Raw genomic sequence first — 24,547 nt, 5'->3', positions numbered from 1 at the left:
GTAACGACGTGGGGATGAGGTGAGGCGGGTGTTCGGGGTCCGTCTGTAGGAGCGACGCGAGTCGCGACCGCGGGATTTCAAGCTCGCGTCGCCAGCGACGTTTCGCGGTCGCGGCTCGCGCCGCTCCTACAGGGATCAATCGATGCGTTCGTAGGCCGGCAGGGTCAGGAACTCGGCCAGCGTCGTGGCGTGAGTGAGTTCGTCGAGCATCGCGATGGCCTCGTCGAGCTTGGCCCCGCCCGGCAGCGCGGCGCGGTCGGCGAACTTGCTCGGCAGGCCGATCAGCGCGCGTTCGAGCAGGGCGAAATCGACCGGCGTGCCGTCGTCGAGGAACAGCGAGGGCGCATGCAGCCACTGCCACAACTGGGTGCGGGCGATTTCGGCGGTGGCGGCGTCTTCCATCAGCCAATGGATCGGCACGCAGCCGCTGCCGTCGAGCCACGCGGCCAGATAGCGCACGCAGACTTCGACGTTGCCCTCGAACCCGGCGCGGGTGATCGTGCCGAACGAGGGCTTGATCAGGTCTTCGGCGATGATCAGCACGTCCTCGCGCAGCACGTGCTGCTGGTGCGGGGTCGGCATGCGCTCGTCGAAGATGCGCATCGCCAGCGGGATCAGCGCCGGATGCGCGACCCAGGTTCCGTCGTGGCCGGCGGTGACTTCGCGCAGCTTGTCCGCGCGCACCTTGGCCAGCGCGGCCTCGTTGGCGGCTTCGTCGCCGTTGATCGGAATTTGCGCGGCCATGCCGCCCATCGCGTGCGCGCCGCGCTTGTGGCAGGTCTGGATCAGCAGTTCGGAGTAGGCGCGCAGGAACGGCTGGGTCATGGTGACCTGACCGCGCTCGGGCAGCAGCTTGTCGCGGTGCGCGCGGAAGGTCTTGAGGTAGGAGAACACGTAGTCCCAGCGGCCGCAGTTCAAGCCGGCGATGCGGGTGCGCAGCGCGTGCAGGATTTCGTCCATCTCGAACACGGCCGGCAGCGTTTCGATCAGCACGGTGACCTTGATCGAACCCGGCTCGAGTTCCAGCTCGCGCTCGATGTGGTCGAGCGCGTCGTTCCACAGCTGCGCTTCTTCCATCGACTGCAGCTTGGGCAGGTAGAAGTACGGGCCGCGGTCCTTGGCGGCGAGCGCGGCGGCGTTGTGGAACGCGAACAGGCCCAGGTCGAACAGGCCGCCGGAGACCGGCGCGCCGTCGACGCGCAGATGCTTTTCGTCCAGGTGCCAGCCACGCGGGCGCACCATCAGCACGGCCTGCTGCTCGAACGGCTTGAGCGCGTAGCGCTTGCCGGTGTCGGGCGCGGCGAATTCGAGGGTGCCGGCGACCGCGGCGGCGAGCGCGCGCTGGCCGGCGATGAGATTGGCCCAGGTCGGCGAGGTGCTGTCCTCGAAGTCGGCCATGTACACCTTGGCGCCGGAGTTCAGCGCGTTGATGACCATCTTCGGGTCGACCGGGCCGGTGATCTCGACCCGGCGGTCGAGCAGCGCCGCCGGCAGCGGGGCGACGCGCCACTTGCCGGCGCGGATCGCGGCGGTGTCGGCGCGGAAATCGGGCCGGCCGCCGGCGTCGAAGAAGGCCTGGCGCTCGCGGCGCGCGGCCAGCCGGGCTTGGCGGGCGGGTTCGAAACGGCGGTGCAGCTCGGCCAGGAATTCCAGGGCGGCCGGGGTCAGCACCTGCTCCTGGCCGGCGGCGCGGCCGCTGAGCTCGATGCCTTCGCCCGGCCCGCGTTGCCCGGGGCGGGGGTCCTGCCACTGCGTCATGACTGCCGACATGTTGCGACTCCTGTGGGGGAGGACCGCTCCCAGCGAGCGTGTCCCTGGAGTCAGACCATGCGGCTGCGTCTTGTATTTGACAATCAAGTTTTTTCAATGCATATCATTTGCTAAGCTTATATATTGAATTCATGTGACTTCGACGCGCTCGCTAAGTCCGCGATTTGCATACAAAAGCGACAAGCTCAAGCCGCTGCGGGCGTTCTGCCAAACCGCGCGCCTGGGTTCGGTCTCACGTGCGGCTGAGGCTCTTTACCTCAGTCAGCCGGCGGTGACGCTGCAGTTGCAGGCGCTGGAACGGGAAATGGGCGTGCGCCTGCTCGAGCGCAGCGGCCGCCGGCTGAGCCTCACCCGCGAGGGCGAGGCGCTGTACGAGCTGGCCCGCCCCCTGGTCGAAGGCCTGGACGGGCTGGAAGGCGTGTTCCGCGAACGCATCCGCGGCCTGGACGCGGGCGAGCTCAACGTCGCCGCCGGCAGCTCGACCATCCTTTATCTGCTGCCGAAGATCGTCGAAGCCTTCCGCGCCGCCCACCCCGAGGTGCGGCTGACCCTGCACAACGTCACCGGCGCCGGCGGGCTCGACCTGCTGCGCTCCGACGGCGTCGATCTGGCCGTGGGCTCGATGCTCGACGTGCCCGGCGACCTCAGCTACGCCCCGGTCTACCGCTTCGAGCCGATGCTGATCGCGCCGCGCGACCACCCGCTGGCCAAGCTCGACACGCTGACCCTGCAGGACTTGAGCCCGTACGGCCTGATCCTGCCGCCGCAGCGCCTGACCACCTACCGCATGGTCGATCTGGTGTTCCAGCAGAACCGCGTGCCCTACACCGTGGCGTTGGAAGTCGGCGGTTGGGAGGTGATCAAGCAATACGTGGCGATGGGCTTGGGGATCAGCATCGTCACCGCGATCTGCCTGACCGAGGCCGATCGCGCGAGGCTGTCGGCGCGCTCGCTGGCGGAGTATTTCCCGTCACGCAGCTATGGCGTGGTGGTACGCAAGGGCAAGTATTTGTCGCCGCAGGCGCGGGCGTTCACCGAGTTGATCCAGCCGGCGCTGTTCGAGCGCGGGGATTACTACGCGACCGGCCAATCGGATCGCTGATCGGTTTGCTGCCTGTAGGAGCGGCGTGAGCCGCGACTGCGGGGCCGCACGCTTGCGTCGTAAACGCGGTGTCGCGGTCGCGGCTCACGCCGCTCCTACAGGCGGCGATCGCTACAACGCTGCCGCCGACAAAAAGCCCCTCTCCCGCAAGCGGGAGAGGGGTTGGGGTGAGGGCAGACCGCCCGGAAAAACCTCAACGAATCGCGATCAGTAGCGCGCGCTCACCTTCACGCCGGAGAACGCGCTCGCCGCATGCACCGCCACGTACACGTAGCCCGCCGGCGGATTGGCGAAGGTCACCGACTCGCCGTTGCCGGCGTTGGTCGAGCGGTACTGGTGCGACTCGCGCGACGGCCAGTTGCCGGCGCTGACGTACAGGTCGGCGTTGCCGCTGCCGCCCGCGGTATCGATGCGCAACTGGCTCACGCCCGCCGGCAGGTACAGATAGAAGTACGCATAGTTGCCCGCCGTGGCCGAGACGTTGCTGCGCGAGCAGTTGCGGTCGAGCATGCGCGCGTCGCTGCCGCCGCAGGTCGGCAGGCCCGGATCGCTGACGCTCACCGCGCGCGTCGCCGTCGCGGTGGCGCCGCGATCGTCGGTCACCGTCAGCGTCACCGTGTAACTGCCCGCCGCCGCGTAGGTCTTGCTCGGGTTGGCCGCGGTCGAGGCAGTGCCGTCGCCGAAGTTCCAGCTGCGCGAAACGATGCGGCCGTCGCTGTCGCTGGAGGTGTCGGTGAAGCTCACGCTCAAGCCGCTCGCGGTCGCGCTGAAGTTCGCCGCCGGCGGCTGGTTCGGCGTGCCGCCGCAGCCGCTGCCGGCCGGATCGGCCACGCACGGCAGCCAGGCCTTGAACGCGGCGTCGTTGCTCTGGCCGATGCCGGCCATGTAGGTCGCGTAGCCGGTGTAATCGCCCGGACGGAAGCGCGCCAGGATCGCGTTCACCTGATCGCGCCGCTGCTCGAACATGAAGCGCACCGCCAGATAACCCCAGCGATAGACCCGGTTGGTGCCGCTGTCGTAGTCGTTGGCGTAGATCGTGCTGAGCGCATACGTGCCGCGCGCGGCTTCGGCGATGGCGCCGTCGTTGGCGACCTGTCGATACTGGTACGACAGATACTCGGCGAAGCCTTCGACCCACCACACGGTCTTTTGCTTCATCGCCGCCTTGAAGTCGCCCCACATGTCGAAGCGGCCGTCGAGGTAGTGCACGTACTCGTGGGTGAGGTTCCAGATCTCGAAGGTCGGACGCACCCACTCGGCTTCATAGGCGATGAAACGCGCCTGATTGCCCGGCGCCGAGGGATTGCCTTCCAGGTACATGCCGCCGTTGTTGGTGTCGATGCCGAAGATCGCGCCGGCGTAGATGCCGTAATCGTCGCTGCTGTCGAACACCGCCATTTCCAGGCTGGCGTTGTTGTCGCCGGCGACCGGCACGCCGCCGGTGGCGAGCTCGCGGTGGAAGTAGGCTTCCTGCCCGGCCACGGTGGCGCAGGCGCTGGCCAGTTCCGCGGCGCTCATCTGCTGCGCGCGCAAGGTCAGGGTGGCGCTGCAGGTGTGGCGGATCGGCAGCGCGGCGGCTTCCAGGCGCGGCACGAAATCGCACAGGCCGTAGTAGGCGCAGTTGCCAGCGTCGTAATACTGCGCCATGTCGCCGATGCCGACCCACAGCCGCGCGGTGGCGCCGGTGATCGAGCTGCGGTCGAGCAAGGCCTTCGAGCGCGAACGCGCCAGGGTCTTGAGCGCGCCGTCGTATTGCAGGAAGCGCGCCATTTCGCGGCCGGCGTTGGAGACCAGATACGCGCGGTCGGTTCCCAGAAGAGCGAAGTTGCGGTTGGCGAAGTTGTACAGCGTGTCGACGATGGAGGTGTCGGACTGCACCAGGGTGCGGAACGCGGTGTCCTGATGCCCGCGGAAGGTCACCGTGTAGGCGTTGTTGACCGCAACCTTCATCCAATAGAACGCGTCGAAGCGGCTGTCGTAACTGTCGAGCAGGCGCTTGACCACGTACAGATAGCGCGCGTTCTCGGTGGCGCTGTCGATCAGGGTCACGTACTCGGCCAGGATCTCGCCGTGGGTGTCGTCGATGCGGCCGAAGTTCGCGTTGGCCGCGAACGCGTCCAGCGCCGGACGCACCGCGTCGCGCAACGCGGCGCCGTAGCTGCCGACCGCGCTGTCGTAGAACTGCACGTAGTAGCCGGCGCGCAGGAACAGCACCAGCTGCAGCGTGCCGCCGGCGTTGCTGCCGTCGTAGGCGCGCGCCGACGCGGTCAGCGCGTCGGCGACGCTGACCATCTGCGCTTCGCGGAACGTCGCATAGGCCTGGCTGCCGCTCAAGCCGAACAACTGGTTGATGCAATCCGGCGCGGCGGCGCGCACCGCCGAAGCCAGCGCGTTGCCGCTGAGCGAGCCGAAGCTGTTGGGATCGCAGGCCGCGGCGGCTTTCGCCGTGCGCGCGAACGAGACCAGCGACGGACGCTTGAGCGGATCGCGGCGCAGTTCGGCGCCGTCGTAGGCGCTGTCGGCGCGGTCGGGCAGCGCGGGCTGTTGCGGCGCGCGTTGGGTCGGTGCGAGCGAATGCGGCTGGCGGTGATCGCCGAACAACTGGCGTTCGGTCGCCGGCTGCTTGCGCGCGTCGCCGACGGCGGCGGCGCGCGAAGCGGCGAACGGCGCGGCGGCGGCGCGGTAACCCAGCGACGGCGCGGCGGCCGACAACGTCGACGGTGCGGTCGCGGCAGCCACCGGCGCGGCGGACGGCGCCGCGTCGAACGCGGACGGCAGGGCGACGCTGGCGAACACCGCGAGCGCGGCGGTGCCGGCGAGCGTGCCGGCGATGAGGGCCCGCAACGGGCCCGGACGGAAAACGAAAGACATCGCGAATCTCCTTGAAGGAAGGACGGCCGCGGCGGCCGCGCGGTGCGCGGCGACGCCCGGAGAACCGGAAGCGGCCGGGACGAATCGGACGACGGTGGCGTGACGGGGCCGGCCGCTCGGTACGACACGGCCCGGGTTTCCAAGTGCGGAACGGCGATGCGCTGGGCGGCAATGGGTCGGCAACGGGCGCGGGCGGCTGCGCGCGGGACGCGCAGTCCCGTGCGGCCGCGTCGCCGCGTCCGTCCCGTCTGCGCTCATGAGCTGCGCGCCGCCCGGCCGCGCCGCGCGCGCGCGCGCCGGCTCGGCCGGCCCAAGGCCGAACCCGGCATGCGCTGCGTCGACGACGGCCGCCCCTGACGGCCGCGGGCTACCGATCGGCCGCGGCCCCGAGCGCTGTCAGACGGGCTGTCATCGGCGCTACATCAAAGGCTGCTAATCGGTATACCGTATACGATATGTGCGGAATCTCTGCCGATTCCGTGACTGCGGTGGTAGCTCTGAACCGCCTGCTTGCCGCTCATCGGCGAGCCATCCGGCACGCTCAAAGTGCGTTCGGCGCGCTTTTGCGAAGCCCATCCCACTAAAGTACTAAGCCGCTCACGCTCGCTCGCGGCGCAGACGCGAACGCCGCCACAATTCCGGCGCAAGCCTTGGATAGACTGGCCGCATGAGCATCCTGCCGCGTTCGCTGTCCGACCAAGCCTTCGAAGTGGTGCGCGAGCGCATTCTCTCGACCCAGATCCCGCCGCTGGCGCCGATCCGCCAGGAATTGCTGGCCGAGGAACTGGGCATCAGCAAGATCCCGCTGCGCGAGGCGCTGAGCCGGCTGGAGGAACAAGGCCTGCTGTCCTCGCACCCGAACCGCGGCTTTTTCGTGCCGCCGCTGACCTCGACCGAGGCCGAGGAAGTGTTCGCGCTGCGCCTGAAGATCGAACCGGAAGCCGCCGCCCAGGCCTGCCTGGCCGCCACCGAGTCCGACCAGGAAACCGCCCGCGCCGCGCTGCGCGCGCTGGAGCAGGCCGGCCACGACGATCCGCACGCCGGGGTGCGCTACAACCGCGCCTTCCACTTGGCCCTGGTCGGCCCGGGCGGGCGCCAGATCACCGCGCAGCTGGTCGAACGCCTGCAGGTGCTGGCCGAGCGCTACGTGCGCAAGCACCTGGAACCGGCCGGACGCGAGGCGCGCGCGGCGCACGAGCATCAGGCCATCCTCGACGCGTGGCTGCAGCGCGACGCGGCGGTGGTCGATCAATTGCTGTCGACCCACATCCTCACCACCCTGCACGACCTGCGCGTGCAGCTCGAACAGATTCCCGACACCGGGCCGCTGCTGCCGGATTTCCGTCGTGCGCCTAGGCGGCGGAGGGAACCAACCGAAGCTACGTAGCTCCGCCGAAACCACCCGAAGCAACGCCCCCACGGCCCGAAACCTCAGCGCCCACCGAAACCTTACTTAAGCGGCGCATCCGCCGCGCGCCGAGGCGACGACGGGAACCAACCGAAGCAACGCAGCCCCGCCGCAACCACCCGAAGCCACGCCCCCACGGCCCGACACCTCAGCGCCCGCCGAAACCTGACTTAAGCGGCGCCTCCGCCGCGCGCCGAGACGACGACGGAAACCAACCGAAGCAACGCAGCCCCGCCGAACCACCCCAAAGCCCCGCCACTCCGGCCCGGCACTTCAGCGCCCCCAAACACATCCCTCAAACAGCGTCTCCGCCGCACCCCACCCCGACCGCATCGCGCCGCCCTACGTCGTCCCGCGATTCTTCCCAATAAACGGCCGGCAATACTCCCGAATCCGCCGCATATCCGCGTCCATATCCTCGCCCAACTGGAACGCCGGCCCGATCCCGATCACCTTGTCGGGATAATGGAAATACGCCAGCACCACCGGCACATCGGCGCTCTTGGCGATCTTCCAAAAACCCGCCTTCCACTTCTCCACCCGCTTGCGCGTGCCTTCCGGCGCGATGCCGAGCCAGAACTTCTCCGCGCCCTTGATCATCGCCACGGCCTGATCGATCACCCCGTGCGCGGCGCTGCGGTTGATCGGGATCACCCCGAAGCGGCGCAGCATGAAGCCCACCACCGGCACCTTGAACAGCGATTCCTTGGCGATGATGTTGACGTTCAAGCCCATCGCCGCCTTGGCCGCGAACGCCCACACGCCGTCCCAGTTGGACGAATGCGGAAGGCCGATCAGCACCGCGCGCGGGATGTCGGGAAACTGGCCGACCATGCGCCAACCGCCCAGCCGCAGGATGGTGCGGCCGATCCACTGGGCCAGCCGGCTGCGCTTGACCCGCGGCACGTTGGGCGGCAACGGCAGCACGATCGAACCGTCGGGCGCGCCCGGCGGATGCTGGAGCTTGGCGTGGGGCGAGCCGTGCGGCGTGCTGTCGTGAGGAGCGTCGGGTTCGGCTGACATGCAGTCTCCGTGGTCTCGCGGGTCAGTCCCACTCGCGTTGCGAGCGTCCGCGTTTGGTCTGGCCGCGCTCGCGCTTGGCGCCGAGACGGCGTTCCTTGGCGGCGCGGCTGGGTTTGGTGGCCACGCGCGGCTTGGGCGCGCGCAGGCCGCTGTCGACGAACGCGGCCAGACGCTCGCGCGCGTCCTCGCGGTTGCGTTCCTGGGTGCGGAAACGTTGGGCGCTGATGACCAGCACGCCGTCGTTGGTCACGCGCCGGTCGCGCTTGGCCAGCAAGCGCTCGCGCACGGCCTCGGGCAACGACGGCGACTGGGCGACGTCGAAGCGCAATTCCACCGCGGTGGCGACTTTGTTGACGTTCTGCCCGCCGGGGCCGGTCGACCGCACGAAGCGTTCGACCAATTCCGCCTCGGGAATGGTGATGGTCATGCTCTCCTCCGCCGGCGATTGTAGTCGGCGCCGGGCGTTCGTCCATGACGGCGGTTCTACGGCCGTCGCGCAGCGTGCGGATTGGGCGACGTTGCCGGCGCGATGGCGCCATGTCGTGCCCGCATCGTTGACGCGGCCGGCGCCGCGGGGGGACCATGGCCGTCCGCGAGCGCGGCCCGACTCCGCGCGATCCAAGGAGGAACCCGCATGAAACGCCCGTCCCGTCCGTCCGCGCCGCGCTGGCCGGCCGTCCTGGCCCTGGCGGCGGCATGCGCGGCGTCGCCCGCCGCCGGCGCCCAGGTCGTCGATCAGCGCTACGACCCGGCCAACGTCAACAACCGCATCGACAACCCGGTGTTCCAGCGGCAAATGACCCGCTCGGCCCAGGCCATCGCCGAGAATCTGGTCGGCCGCCCGGCCAACGCCACCGATCAGCGCATCCTCGGCCAGTTCAATCAGCTCCAGACCCAGGCCCTGCACCAGATGCAGAACGCCATGGACCGCATGCCCAGCCAGGGCGCGGGCGCGGCCTACGGCAACGCGCAGCCGCAGCTCGATGCGCGCTCGATCCAGCAATTGCAGCAATCGCCGGAAGGCCGCTACGTGCTGGAGCAACTGGCCGCCGAGCAGAACCGCGCGCGCGCCGCCGGCGCGTCTCAGGCGCAGCCGCAGTACCAGCAGCAATATCAGCAAGCGCCGCGCGCGCCGCAGAGCGAGTACGACCGGCTCTACCAGCAGGCTTACGGCCAAGCGCCCGCGCAAACCCCGCCGCCGCAGTACCAAAGCGGCTATCCGCAGCAGGCCTACGGCGCCCAGGGCGGTTACGCGCCGCCGCAGTCCTCGGTCGGCCGCTCGCTCGGCGGCGCGCTGCTGCAGGACATCACCAACGCCGCGATCCAGCGTTCGATCGGGCCGCGCGTGCAGGTCCAGGGCAACACCTACTACTACCAGCAGCCGCCCCGCAAACCCTGAGCGCGGCGGGCGGACTCGCCGCGAACGGCTCCAAACGCATCGGGCCTGAAGGCCTTCCCGTGAAGTCGCGGGAAGCATTCGGGCCCGAGGTTTTTCGGCCCGGCGCGGCCGCGGCCTAGGCTTCGCGTTCGAACAAGGCCAAGGCCTTGGCCAGTTCCGCATCCGCCGGCGCCGTCGCCTCGATCCGTTCGCCGCTGTGCGGATGCACGAACGCCAGCCGCTGCGCGTGCAGCAGCATGCGATGGATGCCGAGCATGCGGAAGGTGCGGTTGTGGCGGCCGTCGCCGTGGCTGGTGTCGCCGATCAGATGATGCGAAAGATGCTTGAGATGCCGGCGGATCTGGCGGAAGCGCCCGGTCAGCGGCTGCGCGCGCAGCAGCGCGTAGCGCGAGGTCTCGAAGCCCGACGAGGGCACCGCCAGCTCGGTCCGCGCCAATACCGCGAAACGCGTCTGCGCCGGCTTCTTGAGCGGCTTGCCCGGCCCGCCGTCGAGATCGTGATCGACCTCGAACGCGTCCTCGGCCGGCCAACCGCGGCACACCGCCAGATAATCCTTCTCCACTTCGCGCGACATCAGCACCTTGCCCAGCGCCGAGGCGGTGTCGCGGTCGAACGCCAGCAGCAGGCAGCCGCTGGTGGCGCGGTCGAGCCGGTGGACCAGGAAGATCGGCCGGCCGAACTGCTCGCGCAGGCGGTCGGCGGCGAAGTCGGTCTCGCCGCGCGCCAGCGCGCTGTCGTGAACCATCAGCCCCGCCGGCTTGTCGATGATGGCCAGGGCCTGATCGGCGTACAGCACCGGCAGGCCGCCGGCGCTCCCGGTGAGATCGGTTTGGGTACTGTCTGAACTGAACATCGGATGCATGCGCGCCGGACGCCGGCTGGGGTGGTCTGTTCTCATTGTCGTCTATGGCTGAGGGCGGCGCAGCCCCGCTCACGATTCCACTACCGGAGATTCCATGTCCGCACCGCACCGCCTCGCCGTCCCGCTCGCCCTGGCCTTGAGCCTCGTCCTCGCCGGCGCCCGCGCCGAACCCGCGCGCCCGCCGCAAGGCGTCAGCGCCGGCCCGTGCGTGGAAGGCATTTGCGAATACCGCCTGAGCAACGGCCTGCGCGTGCTGCTGTTCCCCGACGCCAGCCGGCCGACAGTGACGCTCAATCTGGTCTACGCGGTCGGCTCGGCGCAGGAGAACTACGGCGAAACCGGCATGGCGCACCTGCTCGAACACATGCTGTTCAAGGGCACGCCGACGCACCGCGACATCCCCGCGCAGATGAAGAAGCGCGGCATCGACTACAACGCCACCACCACGCTCGACCACACCGACTACTACGCCTCCTTCCCCGCCGACGACGCCGCGCTGGACTGGCTGCTCGCGCTGGAGGCCGACCGCATGGTCCACTCCAACATCGCCAAGGCCGATCTCGACAGCGAGATGACCGTGGTGCGCAACGAAATGGAGGGCGGCGAAAACAGCCCGTTCAACGCGCTGTACGAACGCGTGCGCTCCACCGCCTATCTGTGGCACCACTACGGCCAGAGCACCATCGGCGCGCGCAGCGATGTCGAGAACGTGCCGATCGAACGGCTGCGCGCTTACTACCGCGGCTGGTACCGCCCCGACAACGCGACCTTGGTGATCGCCGGCCGCATCGATCCGCAGCGCACCCTCGCCGCGGTCGCGCGCCATTTCGCCGGCGTCGCCAAACCGGCGCAGCCGCTGCCGACGTTCTACACCCGCGAACCGGCCCAGGACGGCGAACGCGACGTCACCGTGCGCCGCAGCGGCGACGTGCGCGCGCTGATGGCGGTCTACCACACCCCCGCCGTCACCCATGCCGACGCCGCGCCGCTGGCGGTGCTCGACGAAGTGCTCGGCCACGTGCCCGGCGGCCGCCTGCACAAGGCGCTGGTGGAATCCGGGTTGGCCGAAAGCGTCGGCTCCAGCAACGACGGCTTGCGCGATCCGGGCCTGTTCGGCGCGCAGGTCGCGCTGTCCAAGACCGGCGACGTCGCCAAGGCGCAGCAAGCCTTGCTGGCGCAGATGGAAGGCATCGGCGAACGTCCGGTGACCGCGGCCGAAGTCGACGCCGCCAAGCAGCGCATGCGCAACGCCTACGAGCAGGCCTACACCAACGTCTCCGGCGTGGCGATGGGCCTGTCCGACCCGATCGCCGCGGGCGACTGGCGCTTGTACTTCCAGTTCCGCGACGCGCTGGAAAAGGTCGACGCCGACGCCGTCAACCGGGTCGCGCGCGCTTACCTGCGCGCGAGCAACCGCACCCTGGGCCGGTTCGAGCCGACCGACAAGCCCGACCGCGTCGACATCCCGCAAGCGCCCGACGCGGCCGCCGCGCTCAAGGGCTATGTCGGCAAGGCCGCGGTCGAAGCCGGCGAACAATTCGATCCCACGCCCGCGAACATTCAGGCGCGCACCCAGACCATCGTCCTCGACACCGGCGTCGGCCGCGGCCTCAAGCTCGCGCTGCTGCCGAAGAAGACCCGCGGCAACACCGTGACCTTCTCGGCCAACTTCCGCTTCGGCGACGTCGATTCGCTGCGCGGGCGCGAAGTCGCCGGGGCCTTGACCGGTTCGATGCTGATGCGCGGCGGCGCCGGCCTGAGCCGCGAGCAGATCGACGCGCGCTTCCAGGCGCTCAAGACCACCGCGCGCGTCGGCGGCGGCCTGCAATCGGCCTCCATCGGCCTGCACTCGCGCCGCGATCAGCTCGCCGAAGCGGTGGCGCTGGCGGCCAAGCTGCTGCGCGAACCGTCCTTCGCCGAATCCGAATTCGAGCAGTACCGCCGCCAGGCGATCACCAGCCTGGAGGCCCAGCGCCAGGAACCCGAAGCATTGGCCGGACAAGCGATGGCCAAGCACTTCGACCCGTGGCCGGCCGGGCATCCGCTGAGCGCGCGCAGCCTCGACGAGACCGCGGCGCAGATCAAGGCGGCCAAGCTCGAGGAACTGCGCGCGTTCCACCGCGAGTTCTACGGCAGCGCCGAGGGCGAGATCGCCGTGGTCGGCGATTTCGATCCCGTCGCGCTCAAGCAGCAGCTACAAACCCTGTTCGCCACGTGGAAGCCCGGCCACGCCTTCGCGCCCATCGCCACGCGCTACACCGCGGTGGCGCCCGAGCAGCGCCGGCTGGAAACGCCGGACAAGGCCAACGGCGTGCTGCTGGCGCAGGCCAATCTGGCCTTGAAGGAAACCGACCCCGACTATCCGGCGCTCGCGGTGGCCAACTACATCCTCGGCGGCGGCATGAAGTCGCGCCTGGGCGACCGCATCCGGCAAAAGGACGGCCTGAGCTACGGCGTCAGCAGCGGCCTGACCGCCGACGACAGCCGCGACGGCCGCGACGACGCCGGCAGCTGGGGCATACAGGCCATCGCCGCGCCGCAGAACCTCGACAAGGTCGAGCGCGCGATGCGCGAGGAACTGACCCGACTGGCCGACGGCGGCGTCGCCGCCGACGAACTGCGCGACGCGGTCTCCGGCCTGCTGACCCAGCGCGAACAAGCGCGCGCCTCCGACGCGACGGTGGCGACGGCGCTGAGCCGCAACCTGTTCTTCGACCGCACCATGCAATACAACGCGGACTTGGACGCGAAGCTCAAGGGCTTGACGGTGGAATCGGTGAACGCGGCGATCAAGCGGCATTTGAAGCCGCAGGATTTCAGCGTGTATTTGGCGGGCGATTTCGCGGCGGCCAAGAGCGGGGCGAGCAAGTAAGTCTTCGCGTTGCCGTTGCCGTTGCCGTTGCCGTTAGCTTTGACGCAACCCCACCCGAAGCACACGTCCCAAAGCCCCGGAGGGCGCGCGCATGGATGCGCGCGTGCGCCGTAGGGGCATGGATGCCCCTTACGGCGCAGCCCCGCGCCCGGTGCTGGACCTAGTGGCTCTTGATTCGAAAACAAGGAAAGCGCCTTTCTTTGGTTACTTTCTTTGGCAAGACAAAGAAAGTGACCCGGCCGCTTGCGGACGGAACGCTCTTGATCGGAGCTCGTCGTCACTCGTTGCTGCGTTGAAGGCAAAACCAACGGCAAAGTCAAAATGGATTCCGGCTTTCGCCGGAATGACGGGTAGGTAGGGGCGTCGTTATCGCGGCAGTGCGGTCGCGGCTTGCGCCGCTCCTACAGAGGCTCCGGCGAGTTTCGTATCCGACGGTAGGAGCTGCGCGAGCTGCGACCGCGAAACCCCGCCCACGGCGAAACGATCACCGCCCGCCCATCGGCAAGACACCCGCACAGCACGCCCGATTTACTTGAACCACCGCCGCCGACGCCGCCGCGGCCAAGCCGCCAACAACGCCCAAATACCGCCCAATCCCGCGATCCACGACGACGCCGGGATCGACCAAAACCGCGGACCGCCCGATTCCAGCCCGTACAGCACCGCCGACACGATCAGCAGCCCGGTCCCCAAAATCGCCGACACCGTCCGCCGCACCGCGTCCTTGATCGTGCGGTTGAGCTCGACGATATCGCCCGAGCGCATCTTCAACTCGTGCTGCCCCGCCACCTGCTGGCTCAACCACGCATGCAGCAAGCGCGGCATTTCCGGCGCGCGCGTCACCAACTCCGGCAAGCGCTTGCGGAACTCGCCCGCCAGCCGCTGCGGGCTGTAGCGGTCGAGCAGGATGCGCTGCAGCACCGGCCGCGCCACCGCCCAGATGTCGAGCTTGGGGTCGAGCAAGCGGCCCACGCCTTCGATGTTGAGCAAGGTCTTCTGCAGCAGGATCAGCTGCGGCTGCAAGGTCAGCTCGTAGCGCTGCGCGGTGCGGAACAGCTTGACCAACACCTCGGCCAGCGAAATCTCGCTGAGCGGGCGGGTGAAGTACGGCTCGCACACCGCGCGCGTGGCCGCTTCCAGTTCGTCGATGCGGATGTGCGCCGGCATCCAGCCGGCCTGCACGTGCAGTTCGGCGATGCGGCGGTAATCGCGATTGAAGATCGCCATGAAGTTCTCGGCGAGGTAGTACTGATCCTCGTCCGACAACTGGCCCATGATGCCGAAATCCAGGGCGATGAAGCGCGGGTTGTGGCGGCGCGCCGGGTCGCTGTCGACCCAGATGTTGCCGGCGTGCGCGTCGGCGTGGAAGAAGTTGTCGCGGAACACCTGGGTGTAGAACACCCGCACGCCCTTGGCGGCGAGCGCGCGGCGGTCGATGCCGGCGGCGTCGAGCGCGGCGATGTCGTCGGAGGGGATGCCGTACACGCGTTCCAAGGTCAGCGCGCGCTCGGAGGTGTGGGTCCAGATCACCTCGGGCACGTACATGTCGTCGCTGTCGGCCCAGAACCGGCGCAGCACGCTGGCGTTGGCGCCTTCGCGCTGCAAGTCGAGTTCGGCGGCGAGCGTGCTTTCGATCTCGGCGACGATCGCGCGCGGACGGATTTTGTCGGCGTTGGGATGGGCGCGGTCGACCAGCGCCGCCAGCGCCTTGAGCAGCGCGATGTCGCCGGCGATCTTGCCCTCGATGTCCGGGCGCAACACCTTGACCACGACTTCGCGTGCGGGCCGGTCGCCTTGCGCGGGCAGGCGCGCGGCGTGGACCTGGGCGATGGACGCCGAGGCCAAGGGTTCGATGTCGAAGCGGTCGAAGGCTTCGTCGATCGCGCGCTCCAGCGCGCCCTCGACGATGCGCCGCGCGGTCTCGCCGTCGAAGGGTTTGACCCGGTCCTGCAGCAAGGTCAGTTCGGCGGCGATGTCCGGCGGCACCAGGTCGCGGCGGGTCGACAGGATCTGCCCGAACTTGACGAAGATCGGGCCCAGTTCCTGCAGCGCCAGACGCAGGCGCGCACCGCGCGACATCGCCGCGACTTCGGCCGAGGCGCGCGGCACGAACGGCCGCGCCAGCTTGAGCCAACGCTCGGCCGGGGTGTCGTCGAGCAGCGCGTCGAGGCGGTAGCGCAGCAGCACGCGGCCGATGCGCCAGGCGCGGGTCGCGGACCTCATGCGCCGCTTCCCGCGCGGACGCGCAAGCGCGCCACCCGCGCGGCCGCGCGCTCGACGTCGTCGCGCAGCGCGTCGACGTCGTCGTGGAAGGCGTCGAGCTCGGCGCGCGGCACCAGGTCGCGGCTTTCTTCGGTCAGGTAGTCGGCGGCGTTGCTGGCGAAGGCGGCGCCGGCGTCGCGCGCGTGGCGCAGCGCGCCGGCCACGGCGTTGGCGATCTGCACGCCGACGAGGTCGCCGAACACCGCGGTGAAAGGCTGCTGCCAGTCGGGATCGAAACGTTCGGCCAGCCGTTGCAGGCGCCGGGCCAGATCGGCGTCGCCTTCGATGCGCAGCTTGCCGACCGGCGCGGCCTGCTCGTTGCGCGCCGCGCCGAGCAGCGCCGGCAGCTGGGCGAAGATCGCGCCGAGGGTGCTGCGCACCGACAGGTCCGGCTCGTCGCTGCTGCGCACCGGCCCGACCTCCAGGCGTTCGCCGGCGACCAGGATGCGCGCGGCCAGCGGCGGCTCGGCCAGATGCAAGGCGATGCTGCGGCCGTCGAGCGCGGACAGGCCGGCGCGGGTGTCGGGATCGAGCGCGAGCGCGCGGTTGAGCGCGGCTTCCAGGGCGCGGCCGGCGAGCGGCTTGAGCGCATCCAGGGGCGAGGCGGAATCGTTCATGCGTCCATTCTATCCGCGGCCGCGCACGGGGCTGTTAGCGCTTTGTGCAAGGGCGGTGCGGTTTAGGGACGCGGCTTGGCTGGAGGGGTTCGATGCGGGTCGGGGGAATGCGGGCGGTTGGGAATCCTTCGCCGCGGGCGAGGGCCGCGTCGCGGCTTGCGCCGCTCCTACAGGGGCTTCGGAAGCGGCATGGGCGACCTGTAGGAGCGGCGTAAGCCGCGACCGCGAATCCCGGCAGCCGGCGACGGCTCGAAGTCCGTGGTCGGTGCGAGTTACGACGCCGAATCCTGGCTGCCGACGCGAGCTTGTGGCCCCGCGGTCGCGGCTTACGCCGCTCCTACAAGGGGCTTCGGAGGCTGCATGGGCGACCTGTAGGAGCGGCGTGAGCCGCGACCGCGAATCCCGGCGGTCGGCGACGGCTCGAAGTCCGTGGTCGGTGCGAGTTGCGACGCCGAATCCCAGCGTTCGGCGCGGGCTTGTGGCCCCGTGGTCGCGGCTTGCGCCGCTCCTACAGGGGGCTTCGGAAGCTGCATGGGCGACCTGTAGGAGCAGCGCGAGCCGCGACCGCGAATCCCGGCGGTCGGCGAAGGCTCGAAGTCCGTGGTCGGTGCGAGTTGCGACGCCGAATCCCAGCGTCCGGCGCGAGCTTGTGGCCCCGCGGTCGCGGCTTGCGCCGCTCCTACAGGGGCTGCGGGCGGGAGGCGATCAGCGCGTGCTGGCTTGTGCGGCCTTCACCCGCGCCAGCCCTTCGTCGAAGCTCACTTGCGGCACGTAGCCGAAGTCGCGCCGGGCCGGGCCCATGTCGTACCAGTGCGTGGTCGAAAGCTGTTCGGCCAGGAACCGCGTCATCGGCGGTTCGCCCTTGAGCGGCAGCAGCGTCCACAGGCCTTCGCAGATCGCGCCGATGACGTACGCCGCGCGGAACGGCAAGGTCTTGCTCACTTGCGGCGCGCCGACCGCGCCGAGCAGGCCGTTGAGGGTGTCGCGCACGGTGCGCGGATCGCCGTTGCTGACGAAATAGGCCTTGCCGGCGCAGGCCGCGCCCGGCGCGAGATGCTCGAAGGCATCGAAGTGGGCCTGCGCGGCGTTGTCGATGTAGGTGGTGTCGATGCGGTTTTCGCCGGTGCCGACGAAGCGCAGGCGGCCGGCGTTGGCGCGCTGGACCAAGCGCGGCAGCAGTTGGTTGTCGCCCACGCCCCAGATCAGCCGCGGACGCAGCGCGACGGTCGCCAGCTGCGGCGAGTTGGCCGCGAGCACGGCTTTTTCGGCGAGGGTCTTGGTCGTGGCGTAGTGGGCTTTGAAGCCTTCGCCGTAGGGCACGGTCTCAGCGCTGCCGCCTTCGACCGGATGGGTCGCGCGGTGGGTGACGCTGGGCGTGGAGGTGTAGACGAGCTTGCCGATGCCGTGCGCGCGGCAGGCGGCGAGCACGTTCTCGGTCCCGACCACGTTGGCCTGGTGGTAGCTCTCGTAGCTGCCCCAGGCGCCGGCCTTGGCGGCGTTGTGGAAGATCGCGCCGCAGCCCTGCGCGGCGGCGACCACGGCGTCGCGGTCGGCGAGGTCGCCCTGGATCTGGGTCACGCCGAGCGGATCCAGCGCCGGGTAATGGCCGCGATTGAAGCTGACCACGTCATGGCCGCGCGCGATCAGGCCGCGGCACAGCGCTTGTCCGAGGAAGCCGCCGCCGCCGGTCACCAAGATCTTCATCGCGTTGGGGTCCATGAATGTGCGTGGGGAAATGATAGGCGCTGCGGCCGGCCGGGAGTGTCGGCTGGCCGACAGCTGGAGACCGCGGTCGGACGCGATGCGCGGCTCGCGGCGTCGGCGCATACGCCGCGCCGACGCCGCGCGACGGATCAATCGCCGATCGCGCGCGCCTGCAGCGCGAGCTTCTCGCGCCCGATCTTGGCGTTGTGGCGGATGTCCACCGGAAACCCCGGATGGAACCGGAACCGCTCGATGCCGGCGGTATGCGCGTGCTTCGCGCCGATCTCGCGCAGTTCCTCGACGATGCGCTCGCGCTCGCGGTTGCCGATGCGCGGCTGGTGCAGTTCCACCCACAGCAGCGGCCGCTGCGAACCCTTCTCGCCGGTGCCGACCAGCGCGGTGCGGCGCACCTTGGCATGGGTGTTGAACACCGGCTCGACCTGCTCGGTATAGAGCGGGCCGTTCGCGGTTTCCACGCGATGGCTCTTGCGGCCGCAGAACCACAGCCGCCCTTGCTCGTCGAGATAACCCACATCGCCCATGCGATGGACGATGCGCTCGCCCGCGCCGTGGCGCTCGCGGATCTTGGCGAGCTTGGTCATGTGGTCGCGGTTGAAGTACGCGTCGGTCGCGGTCGGCCCCGCCACGGTGATCTCGCCGACGGTGCCGGCGGGAACCAGTCCGTCGTCCGACCACTGCTCGATGGCTTCGTCGCTGACGCGGATGATGCGCACCTCGTTGCGCGCCACCGCGCGGCCCACGCAGGTGCCCGCGCCGGCCTCGGTGGCCGCGCGCGTGGACTGCAGTTCGCGGCCCTCGATCACCGCCACCGGCAAGCATTCGGTGGCGCCGTACGGCGTCCAGAACTGGGCGTCCTCGTGCATCAGCTCGCGCAGCTTGGCTACCGTGTCCGGCGGCACCGGCGCGCCGGCCGAAGTGACCCGGCGCAGCGTCGGCAGCGGCTGGCCGTAGTTCGCCAGCACCGCCATCAGCGCGGGCGAACCGAACAGCTGATCGCAGCCGAAGCGGCGCAACGCATCGTGCAATTTCGCCGGATCGGCCTGCGCCGGCCGGGTCGGGTCCATGTCGGGAATCACCGAGGTCAGGCCCAGCGCGGGATCGAACAGCGCGAACGGCGGGAAGGTCGGCAAATCGACGCCGCCCGGCGCGATGCCGAAGGCCTCGCCCATCATTTCGATCTGGGCGACGAAATGGCGATGGCGGAACACCACGCCCTTAGGGACCCCGGTCGAGCCGCTGGTGAACACGATGGCGGCGACTTCGTCGGCCTGCGTATCGGCCAACTGCGAACCCGCGCCCTCGCCCGCGCGCTCCACGCGCGCGAGCGTGTCGTCGGCGAGGAACGCGCGCGCGCCGGTGGTGATGCGGATGCGCGCCGACTTCGCCCAGCCCAGCACCACGCGCGCGACGTGCGCCAGCGGAATGCCGATGAAGGCTTCCGGCGCGGCTTCGTCCAGGCATTGGCGCAGCGCGCGCTTGTCGATGCCCGGGTCGATCAATACCGGCACCGCGCCGGCCTTGAACAAGGCGAACATCAGCAGGAAGAACTCGGGCGAGGGCCGCACCATCACCGCGGTGCGGGTGCCGCGCACGATCCCGCGCTGGGCCAGACCGGCGGCGATGGCGTCGCTGCGGCGGTCGAGTTCGGCGTAGGTGAGTTCGACGTCGTAGCGCGCCAACCCGTCGGGCCCGCGCGTGCCGGGGCAGCGCATCGCCACGCGTTGCGGCGATTGCGCCGCCAGCCGCGGCAGCGAGGCGGCGATGTTGCAGACCGTTGCGTTCGAAGCGTCCATGCGCGCGGCTCAGCTCAGCGGGTTGCGGTCGAGGAAGGCGCGGATCGCCGGCACCAGTTCGTCGGCCTTGTCTTCCAGCACGTAGTGGCCGGCGTCCTTGAACGCGTGCACCTCGGCCTGCGGCAGCGCGTCGGTGAAGCCCTTGAGGAAGTGGTGGTCGAACACGAAATCGCCCAGGCCCCAGCCGATGAAGGCCGGGCGGTCGGCGTATTCGGGCAGCTTGCGGCCCATCGCTTGCACCAGCGCCCAGGCCTTGTCGCCCTCGCCCAGCGGGATGTCCTGGACGAAGCGCGAGGTGGCGATGCGGTTGGCCCACGAGTCGTACGGCGCGACGTAGGCGCGGCGCACCTCGGCCGGCATCGGCTTGGCCACGCCCAGGCGCGCGGCACCGCCGGCGAAGGCGTTGAAGCCGCGGATCAGGCCGGTGCCGATCGACGAATCGCGGCCCAGGCGCAGGCGCTTGGGCAGCGGCTTGGCCGCCGGCAGCGGGAACGCGCCGGTGTTGGTGATGACCAGCCGCTTGATCTGATCGGAATGCTTGAGGCCCCAGCCGAAGCCGATGCCGCCGCCCCAGTCGTGCACGGCCAGGGTCATCGGGCCGGCGATGCCGAGGTGCTGGAGCAGTTTCTCGACGTCGTCGACGCGCGATTGCAGGGTGTAGTCGTAGCCCGCGTCGTCGGGCTTGTCGGACAGGCCCATGCCGACGTGGTCGGGGACGATGCAGCGGTAGCGGTCGTGCAGGCCCAGGGTCAGCTTGCGCCAGTAGTAGCTCCACGAGGGGTTGCCGTGCAGCATCACCACCACTTCGCCGTCGCGCGGGCCTTGGTCGAGGTAGCTCAGCCCGATCCCCGGGCGGACCTCGAAACGCTGCGGCTGGAACGGGTAGTCGGGGAAGCGGAGGCTGGACGTCATCGGGGACTCGGTGGCGGCGCGCGCGGGGCGGGCCTGGCGGACAGGCGGCCATTATCGGGTGCTGGGGCCGGATGGGGAATTTTTGCGGGGGCGGCGAGCGCCTGGGGCGGGGGGCGCCGGAGGTTGAAGGTTCGCGGTCGCGGCTTGCGCCGCTCCTACAGGGGGTGGGGTGAGCGGCGCGGAAGGTGGGGCCAGACCGATTGTCCGGGCTTCGGGGCGGGGCGCTTTCGTTCGTTGCTGCGGTGGGTCGCGGCTTACGCCGCTCCTACCAAGGTTTCGGGCGCCGCATGGGCTACCTGTAGGAGCGGCGCGAGCCCGAAGCCTCGCCCACACCATCCCCGCAAACAAACCCACGCAATCGCCGCGCCGATCCAAACAAAACCTATCGTTTGAACATGCCGCCCCTGTGCCAATGCCCGCGGGCGCTTGCCGCACACTCGCCGGACCATGAATGCCGCCGCCCCGCCCCGCCATGCGTAGCAAGCTGTTCGTCCCGGGCGCGCGGCCGGAGCTGTTCGACAAGGCTTTGGCCGGCGCCGCCGATGCGCTGTCCTTCGATCTGGAGGACGCGGTCGCGCCCGAGCGCAAAGCCGCCGCGCGCGTCGCCGTCGCCGGGTTCCTCGCCTCCGGCGCCGTCGCGGCTTCGTCCAAGCTGATGATCGTGCGGGTCAACGCGCCCGGCAGCGAGCACTTCGCCGCCGATCTGGCCGCGGTCGCGCGCGAAGGCACCGACCTCATCAACCTGCCCAAGATCGAATCGGCCGCGGCCCTGCACGACGCCGTCGCCGCGCTGGAACGCGCCGAAGCGCGCAACGGCGTGGCCCGCCCGATCGGCCTGCTGGTCAATATCGAAACCCCGCGCGCATTGCTCGCCGCGGCCGACATCGCCGGCGCGCACCCGCGCGTGGCCGGCCTGCAACTGGGTCTGGCGGATTTGTTCGAAGCGCAGGGCATCGCCCGCGACGACCGCGCCAACGTCCACGCCGCGCTGTTCGCGGTGCGCATGGCCGCGGCCCAGGCCGGGGTGTTCGCGCTCGACGGCGCCTACGCCGACCTGCACGACGAAGCCGGTTATTTCGACGAAGCGCTGGTGGCCAAGCGCCTGGGCTTCCTTGGCAAGACCTGCCTGCACCCGCGTCAGGTCGGGCTCGCCAACCGCGCGTTCGCCGCCGGCGCCGAGGAACTGGAGCGGGCGCGGCGCATCGTCGCCGCCGCCGGCCACGCCGCCGACGGCGGCCGCGGCGTGTTCGTGGTCGATGGGCGCATGATCGACCGGCCGTTCCTCAAGCGCGCGCAGGCTTTGCTCGCCACCGCGGAACGGCCGTGAACGGCCGCGGCCGGCGCGCCGCGGCAGCGCGGCGCGAACGGCGCCGCGCAAGCTTGAGGGGACGGGAGCGGATGTCGCAGCAGTCGCAGTCGGTAAGGTTCGGCCATCGCGCGTTCCGCGCGCCTCCTGCGCTCGCGGGCTCGAGCGTTCGCCGGTTCTGGGCGCGCGCGTTCGCCGCTTGCGTCCTGGCGCTGCTGCTGACGCTGACCGCGCCGCTGCGCGCCGAACCGCTGACGCCGCTGCGCGCCGGCGCGTTGCCGCCGTTGCAGACCGCGGCGCCGCTGATCGGCGTCGCCCAACTCGACGGCGCCACCATCGCGCTCGCCGGCAACGGCGCGTGGCGATTGGACGCCGGCGCGAGCCAATGGCGCGCCTTGCACTGGGATGCGGCGGCCCTCGGCGCGGCGCGCGCGGTCGTCGGCGACGGCGCCCAGGCCTATGTGTTCGCGGCCGGCGACGTGCTGGCGCGCCTGCAAGCCGACGCGACGACGCTGCGCGCGCGCGCCTTGCCGGCCGCGCCGGAACCCTTGCGCGACGCGGTCGCGGCCTGGTCCGCCGACACGCTCTACCTCGCCGGCCTCGGCCCCGACGGCGCCGCGCGCTTCTACCAGCGCCCGCTCGGCGACGACGACGCCGCGTGGACCGCGGCGAAACGCTGGACCGCGCCCGGCGCGCCGCGCAGCCTGCTGTTCCAGACCAAATCCTTGTTCGTCGCGCTCGCCGATCCGGCCGGCGGCGCCGACCGCCTGCTGCGCTGGACGCCCGGCCCCGCCGCCTGGACCGACGCCGGCCGCGTGCCCGGCCAAGTCGTGCCCGGCGCCGGCCGCGCCACCGGTCAGGCGCATCTGCTGATTCCCGTGCAACCCGTCGCGCACGCGCCGGCGCGGCTCAAAACCTATCAAACCATCACCGGCGCCTGGGCCGAGCTGCCCGGCGCGCAGGTGCCCAGCGACGCCGTCGCCACCGCGGTCTGGCCCGACGGCCTGATGTGGGCGCGCAGCGACGGCGCGCGCACCCAGTTCGCCACCGCCCAGATCCAATCCAACAAACTGCGCCTGCACTGGCTCGACTGGGTGGTCATCGTCGTCTACCTCGCCGGCATGATCGGCATCGGCCTGTACTTCTATCTGCGCGAGAAGCGCGGCAACACCGCCAGCTTCTTCGTCGGCGGCCGCAGCATCCCGTTCTGGGCCGCCGGCATCAGCCTGTACGCGGCCAACACCAGCTCGATCAGCTTCATCGCCATTCCCGCCAAGGCCTTCGAGACCAACTGGCAGTACATGGCGAACAACATCATCGCCGTCGGCGGATTGATCTTCGTGGCGATCTGGGTGGTGCCGCTGCTGCGCCGGCTCGACCTGATGTCGGTGTTCTCGTACCTGGAAACCCGCTTCCACCCGTCCATCCGCATGCTCGCCAGCGCCTTGTGCGTGTTCGTGCAGATCGGCAGCCGCATGAGCGTGATCCTGTTCCTGCCGGCGCTGGCGATCGCCACCATCACCGGCATCAGCGTGTTCTGGAGCGTGCTGCTGATGGGCGGCTTCACCATCGTCTACACCGCGATGGGCGGAATGAAGGCGGTGATCTGGACCGACTTCGTGCAAGTCATCGTCAAGATGGGCGGCGCGATCTTCGCCATCGGCTTCATGATCTGGGGCCTGCGCGGCGGCTTCGGCCAGTTCTGGTCCACGGCGATGGCCGAAGGCAAGATGCACACCTTCGATTTCAGCTTCGACCTCACCAAGGCCACCATCTGGGGCTTTTTGTTCCTGGTGCTGTTCGAGGTGGTGCTGACCTTCCCCAAGGATCAGGTGCTGATGCAGCGCACTTTGTCGACCAGTTCGGCGCGCGAAGCCGGCCGTTCGATCTGGGCGTTCGCCGCGATCATGATTCCCGGCGGCATCGTCTTCTACACCATCGGCACCGCGATGTTCGTGTACTACCGCGAACACCCCGAGCGCATGAATCCGCTGCTGCCGATCGACGCGACCTTCCCGATGTTCATCGCCGCCGAACTGCCGGTGGGCGTGACCGGGCTCATCATCGCCGGCATCTTCGCCGCGGCGATGGCGACGCTGTCGGGAATCATGAACTCGGTGGCGACGCTGATCTCGGTGGATTTCTACGAGAAGCTGCACAAGGGCCACACCCCGCAGCAGAGCGTGCGCTTCGCTGAGCTGATGACCGTGGTGGTCGGGTTGATCGGCATCGGCGCGGCGCTGCTGCTGTCGAAGTTCGACATCCATTCGCTGTTCGACGTCTCCATCGAACTGGCCGGCCTGCTCGGCGGCGGTTTCGCCGGCGCGTACACCTTGGGCATGTTCACCCGCCGCGCCAACTGGCAGGGCGTGGCGATCGGGATCGGCGCGAGCATCGTGCTGACCTTGGGCATCTGGACCTTGCGCGCGGTGCATCCTTACTACTATCTGGCGATCTCGATCGCGCTGTGCATCGTGATCGGCTATCTGGCGAGCCTGTTCTTCCCGGCGCCGTCGCAGTCCTTGGAAGGGTTGACGATTTTCCGCAGCAAACCTTCATCCGCCGCGTCGGAGCGCCGGATCGACCAAGCGGGAGAGGAAACCGTTGGCAACGAAAACGCTTGAA

The 24,547-nt window shown here is 69.8% G+C and carries 16 protein-coding genes; 6 read left to right on the top strand and 10 right to left on the bottom strand.

Going from position 1 to position 24,547, the window contains the following annotated elements:
• Positions 1 to 135 precede the first annotated feature (135 nt).
• A complete protein-coding gene (gene aceB / locus J5226_RS05945) occupies positions 136 to 1,758 on the bottom strand; it encodes a malate synthase A (protein WP_215840335.1) in 1,623 nt (540 codons plus the stop codon).
• A gap of 145 nt (positions 1,759 to 1,903) precedes the next feature.
• On the opposite strand from aceB, the gene J5226_RS05940 reads away from it, so the two are divergent.
• Positions 1,904 to 2,872: a LysR family transcriptional regulator gene (locus tag J5226_RS05940; RefSeq protein WP_215838928.1), complete on the top strand. Its 969-nt coding sequence runs from the start codon at positions 1,904 to 1,906 to the stop codon at positions 2,870 to 2,872.
• Between the two features lie 207 nt (positions 2,873 to 3,079).
• On the opposite strand, the gene J5226_RS05935 is transcribed toward J5226_RS05940, so the two are convergent.
• Positions 3,080 to 5,743 (bottom strand): collagenase, encoded by a 2,664-nt coding sequence (locus J5226_RS05935; protein ID WP_215838927.1) that lies wholly within the window; start codon positions 5,741 to 5,743, stop codon positions 3,080 to 3,082.
• Between the two features lie 667 nt (positions 5,744 to 6,410).
• Here J5226_RS05935 and J5226_RS05930 point away from each other — a divergent pair.
• On the top strand, positions 6,411 to 7,130 hold the full coding sequence (locus J5226_RS05930; RefSeq protein WP_215838926.1) for a GntR family transcriptional regulator: 720 nt from the start codon (positions 6,411 to 6,413) through the stop codon (positions 7,128 to 7,130).
• A 363-nt stretch (positions 7,131 to 7,493) separates the two neighbouring features.
• Here J5226_RS05930 and J5226_RS05925 read toward each other — a convergent pair whose 3' ends face one another.
• Together J5226_RS05925 and arfB are read right to left on the bottom strand one after the other, a co-directional pair.
• Positions 7,494 to 8,174: a 1-acyl-sn-glycerol-3-phosphate acyltransferase gene (locus tag J5226_RS05925; RefSeq protein ID WP_215838925.1), complete on the bottom strand. Its 681-nt coding sequence runs from the start codon at positions 8,172 to 8,174 to the stop codon at positions 7,494 to 7,496.
• A 22-nt stretch (positions 8,175 to 8,196) separates the two neighbouring features.
• Positions 8,197 to 8,601, bottom strand: coding sequence for an alternative ribosome rescue aminoacyl-tRNA hydrolase ArfB (gene arfB / locus J5226_RS05920; RefSeq protein ID WP_215838924.1), 405 nt, complete (start codon positions 8,599 to 8,601; stop codon positions 8,197 to 8,199).
• Positions 8,602 to 8,808: 207 nt separating this feature from the next.
• Here arfB and J5226_RS05915 point away from each other — a divergent pair, with 207 nt between their 5' ends.
• Positions 8,809 to 9,573 carry a hypothetical protein gene (locus tag J5226_RS05915; RefSeq protein WP_215838923.1) on the top strand — a complete coding sequence of 255 codons (765 nt, stop codon included), beginning with the start codon at positions 8,809 to 8,811 and terminating at the stop codon, positions 9,571 to 9,573.
• 115 nt (positions 9,574 to 9,688) lie between these two features.
• On the opposite strand, the gene J5226_RS05910 is transcribed toward J5226_RS05915, so the two are convergent.
• On the bottom strand, positions 9,689 to 10,426 hold the full coding sequence (locus J5226_RS05910; protein ID WP_255323009.1) for a pseudouridine synthase: 738 nt from the start codon (positions 10,424 to 10,426) through the stop codon (positions 9,689 to 9,691).
• 103 nt (positions 10,427 to 10,529) lie between these two features.
• Between J5226_RS05910 and J5226_RS05905 the strand changes: the two genes are divergently transcribed.
• Positions 10,530 to 13,307 carry a pitrilysin family protein gene (locus tag J5226_RS05905; RefSeq protein ID WP_215838921.1) on the top strand — a complete coding sequence of 926 codons (2,778 nt, stop codon included), beginning with the start codon at positions 10,530 to 10,532 and terminating at the stop codon, positions 13,305 to 13,307.
• A 528-nt stretch (positions 13,308 to 13,835) separates the two neighbouring features.
• Here the strand turns inward: J5226_RS05905 and ubiB are convergent.
• The 5 genes from ubiB to J5226_RS05880 form a co-directional block, all read right to left on the bottom strand.
• Entirely contained in the window at positions 13,836 to 15,530 is a 1,695-nt protein-coding gene (gene ubiB, locus J5226_RS05900; RefSeq protein WP_215838920.1) for a ubiquinone biosynthesis regulatory protein kinase UbiB, read from the bottom strand.
• Positions 15,527 to 16,186, bottom strand: coding sequence for an SCP2 sterol-binding domain-containing protein (locus J5226_RS05895; RefSeq protein WP_215838919.1), 660 nt, complete (start codon positions 16,184 to 16,186; stop codon positions 15,527 to 15,529). The genes ubiB and J5226_RS05895 overlap by 4 nt, the downstream gene beginning before the upstream one ends.
• A gap of 705 nt (positions 16,187 to 16,891) precedes the next feature.
• Positions 16,892 to 17,890, bottom strand: a complete 999-nt coding sequence (gene oleD, locus J5226_RS05890; RefSeq protein ID WP_215840334.1) for a 2-alkyl-3-oxoalkanoate reductase — start codon at positions 17,888 to 17,890, stop codon at positions 16,892 to 16,894.
• Positions 17,891 to 18,039: 149 nt separating this feature from the next.
• Positions 18,040 to 19,704: an olefin beta-lactone synthetase gene (oleC, locus tag J5226_RS05885; protein WP_215838918.1), complete on the bottom strand. Its 1,665-nt coding sequence runs from the start codon at positions 19,702 to 19,704 to the stop codon at positions 18,040 to 18,042.
• Between the two features lie 9 nt (positions 19,705 to 19,713).
• Positions 19,714 to 20,616 carry an alpha/beta fold hydrolase gene (locus J5226_RS05880; protein ID WP_215838917.1) on the bottom strand — a complete coding sequence of 301 codons (903 nt, stop codon included), beginning with the start codon at positions 20,614 to 20,616 and terminating at the stop codon, positions 19,714 to 19,716.
• Between the two features lie 472 nt (positions 20,617 to 21,088).
• On the opposite strand from J5226_RS05880, the gene J5226_RS05875 reads away from it, so the two are divergent.
• Both J5226_RS05875 and J5226_RS05870 read left to right on the top strand, forming a co-directional pair.
• On the top strand, positions 21,089 to 21,943 hold the full coding sequence (locus tag J5226_RS05875; RefSeq protein WP_215838916.1) for a CoA ester lyase: 855 nt from the start codon (positions 21,089 to 21,091) through the stop codon (positions 21,941 to 21,943).
• Between the two features lie 71 nt (positions 21,944 to 22,014).
• Complete coding sequence (locus tag J5226_RS05870; protein WP_215838915.1) at positions 22,015 to 24,546, top strand: sodium/solute symporter; 2,532 nt, start codon at positions 22,015 to 22,017, stop codon at positions 24,544 to 24,546.
• Position 24,547: the final 1 nt, after the last annotated feature.

Source organism: Lysobacter sp. K5869 (assembly GCF_018847975.1).
Lineage (GTDB): Bacteria > Pseudomonadota > Gammaproteobacteria > Xanthomonadales > Xanthomonadaceae > Lysobacter.
This window is presented reverse-complemented; position numbering and strand designations above follow the sequence as displayed.

What these genes read in the sequence shown, in the direction of transcription:
- J5226_RS05935 (WP_215838927.1), bottom strand. Translation starts at nt 5,743, where the DNA reads ATGTCTTTCGTTTTCCGTCCGGGCCCGTTGCGGGCCCTCATCGCCGGC.
- J5226_RS05915 (WP_215838923.1), top strand. Translation starts at nt 8,809, where the DNA reads ATGAAACGCCCGTCCCGTCCGTCCGCGCCGCGCTGGCCGGCCGTCCTG.
- J5226_RS05875 (WP_215838916.1), top strand. Translation starts at nt 21,089, where the DNA reads ATGCGTAGCAAGCTGTTCGTCCCGGGCGCGCGGCCGGAGCTGTTCGAC.
- oleD (WP_215840334.1), bottom strand. Translation starts at nt 17,890, where the DNA reads ATGAAGATCTTGGTGACCGGCGGCGGCGGCTTCCTCGGACAAGCGCTG.
- J5226_RS05895 (WP_215838919.1), bottom strand. Translation starts at nt 16,186, where the DNA reads ATGAACGATTCCGCCTCGCCCCTGGATGCGCTCAAGCCGCTCGCCGGC.
- J5226_RS05870 (WP_215838915.1), top strand. Translation starts at nt 22,015, where the DNA reads ATGTCGCAGCAGTCGCAGTCGGTAAGGTTCGGCCATCGCGCGTTCCGC.
- J5226_RS05905 (WP_215838921.1), top strand. Translation starts at nt 10,530, where the DNA reads ATGTCCGCACCGCACCGCCTCGCCGTCCCGCTCGCCCTGGCCTTGAGC.
- J5226_RS05910 (WP_255323009.1), bottom strand. Translation starts at nt 10,426, where the DNA reads ATGTTCAGTTCAGACAGTACCCAAACCGATCTCACCGGGAGCGCCGGC.
- oleC (WP_215838918.1), bottom strand. Translation starts at nt 19,704, where the DNA reads ATGGACGCTTCGAACGCAACGGTCTGCAACATCGCCGCCTCGCTGCCG.
- J5226_RS05930 (WP_215838926.1), top strand. Translation starts at nt 6,411, where the DNA reads ATGAGCATCCTGCCGCGTTCGCTGTCCGACCAAGCCTTCGAAGTGGTG.
- arfB (WP_215838924.1), bottom strand. Translation starts at nt 8,601, where the DNA reads ATGACCATCACCATTCCCGAGGCGGAATTGGTCGAACGCTTCGTGCGG.
- aceB (WP_215840335.1), bottom strand. Translation starts at nt 1,758, where the DNA reads ATGACGCAGTGGCAGGACCCCCGCCCCGGGCAACGCGGGCCGGGCGAA.
- J5226_RS05925 (WP_215838925.1), bottom strand. Translation starts at nt 8,174, where the DNA reads ATGTCAGCCGAACCCGACGCTCCTCACGACAGCACGCCGCACGGCTCG.
- J5226_RS05880 (WP_215838917.1), bottom strand. Translation starts at nt 20,616, where the DNA reads ATGACGTCCAGCCTCCGCTTCCCCGACTACCCGTTCCAGCCGCAGCGT.
- ubiB (WP_215838920.1), bottom strand. Translation starts at nt 15,530, where the DNA reads ATGAGGTCCGCGACCCGCGCCTGGCGCATCGGCCGCGTGCTGCTGCGC.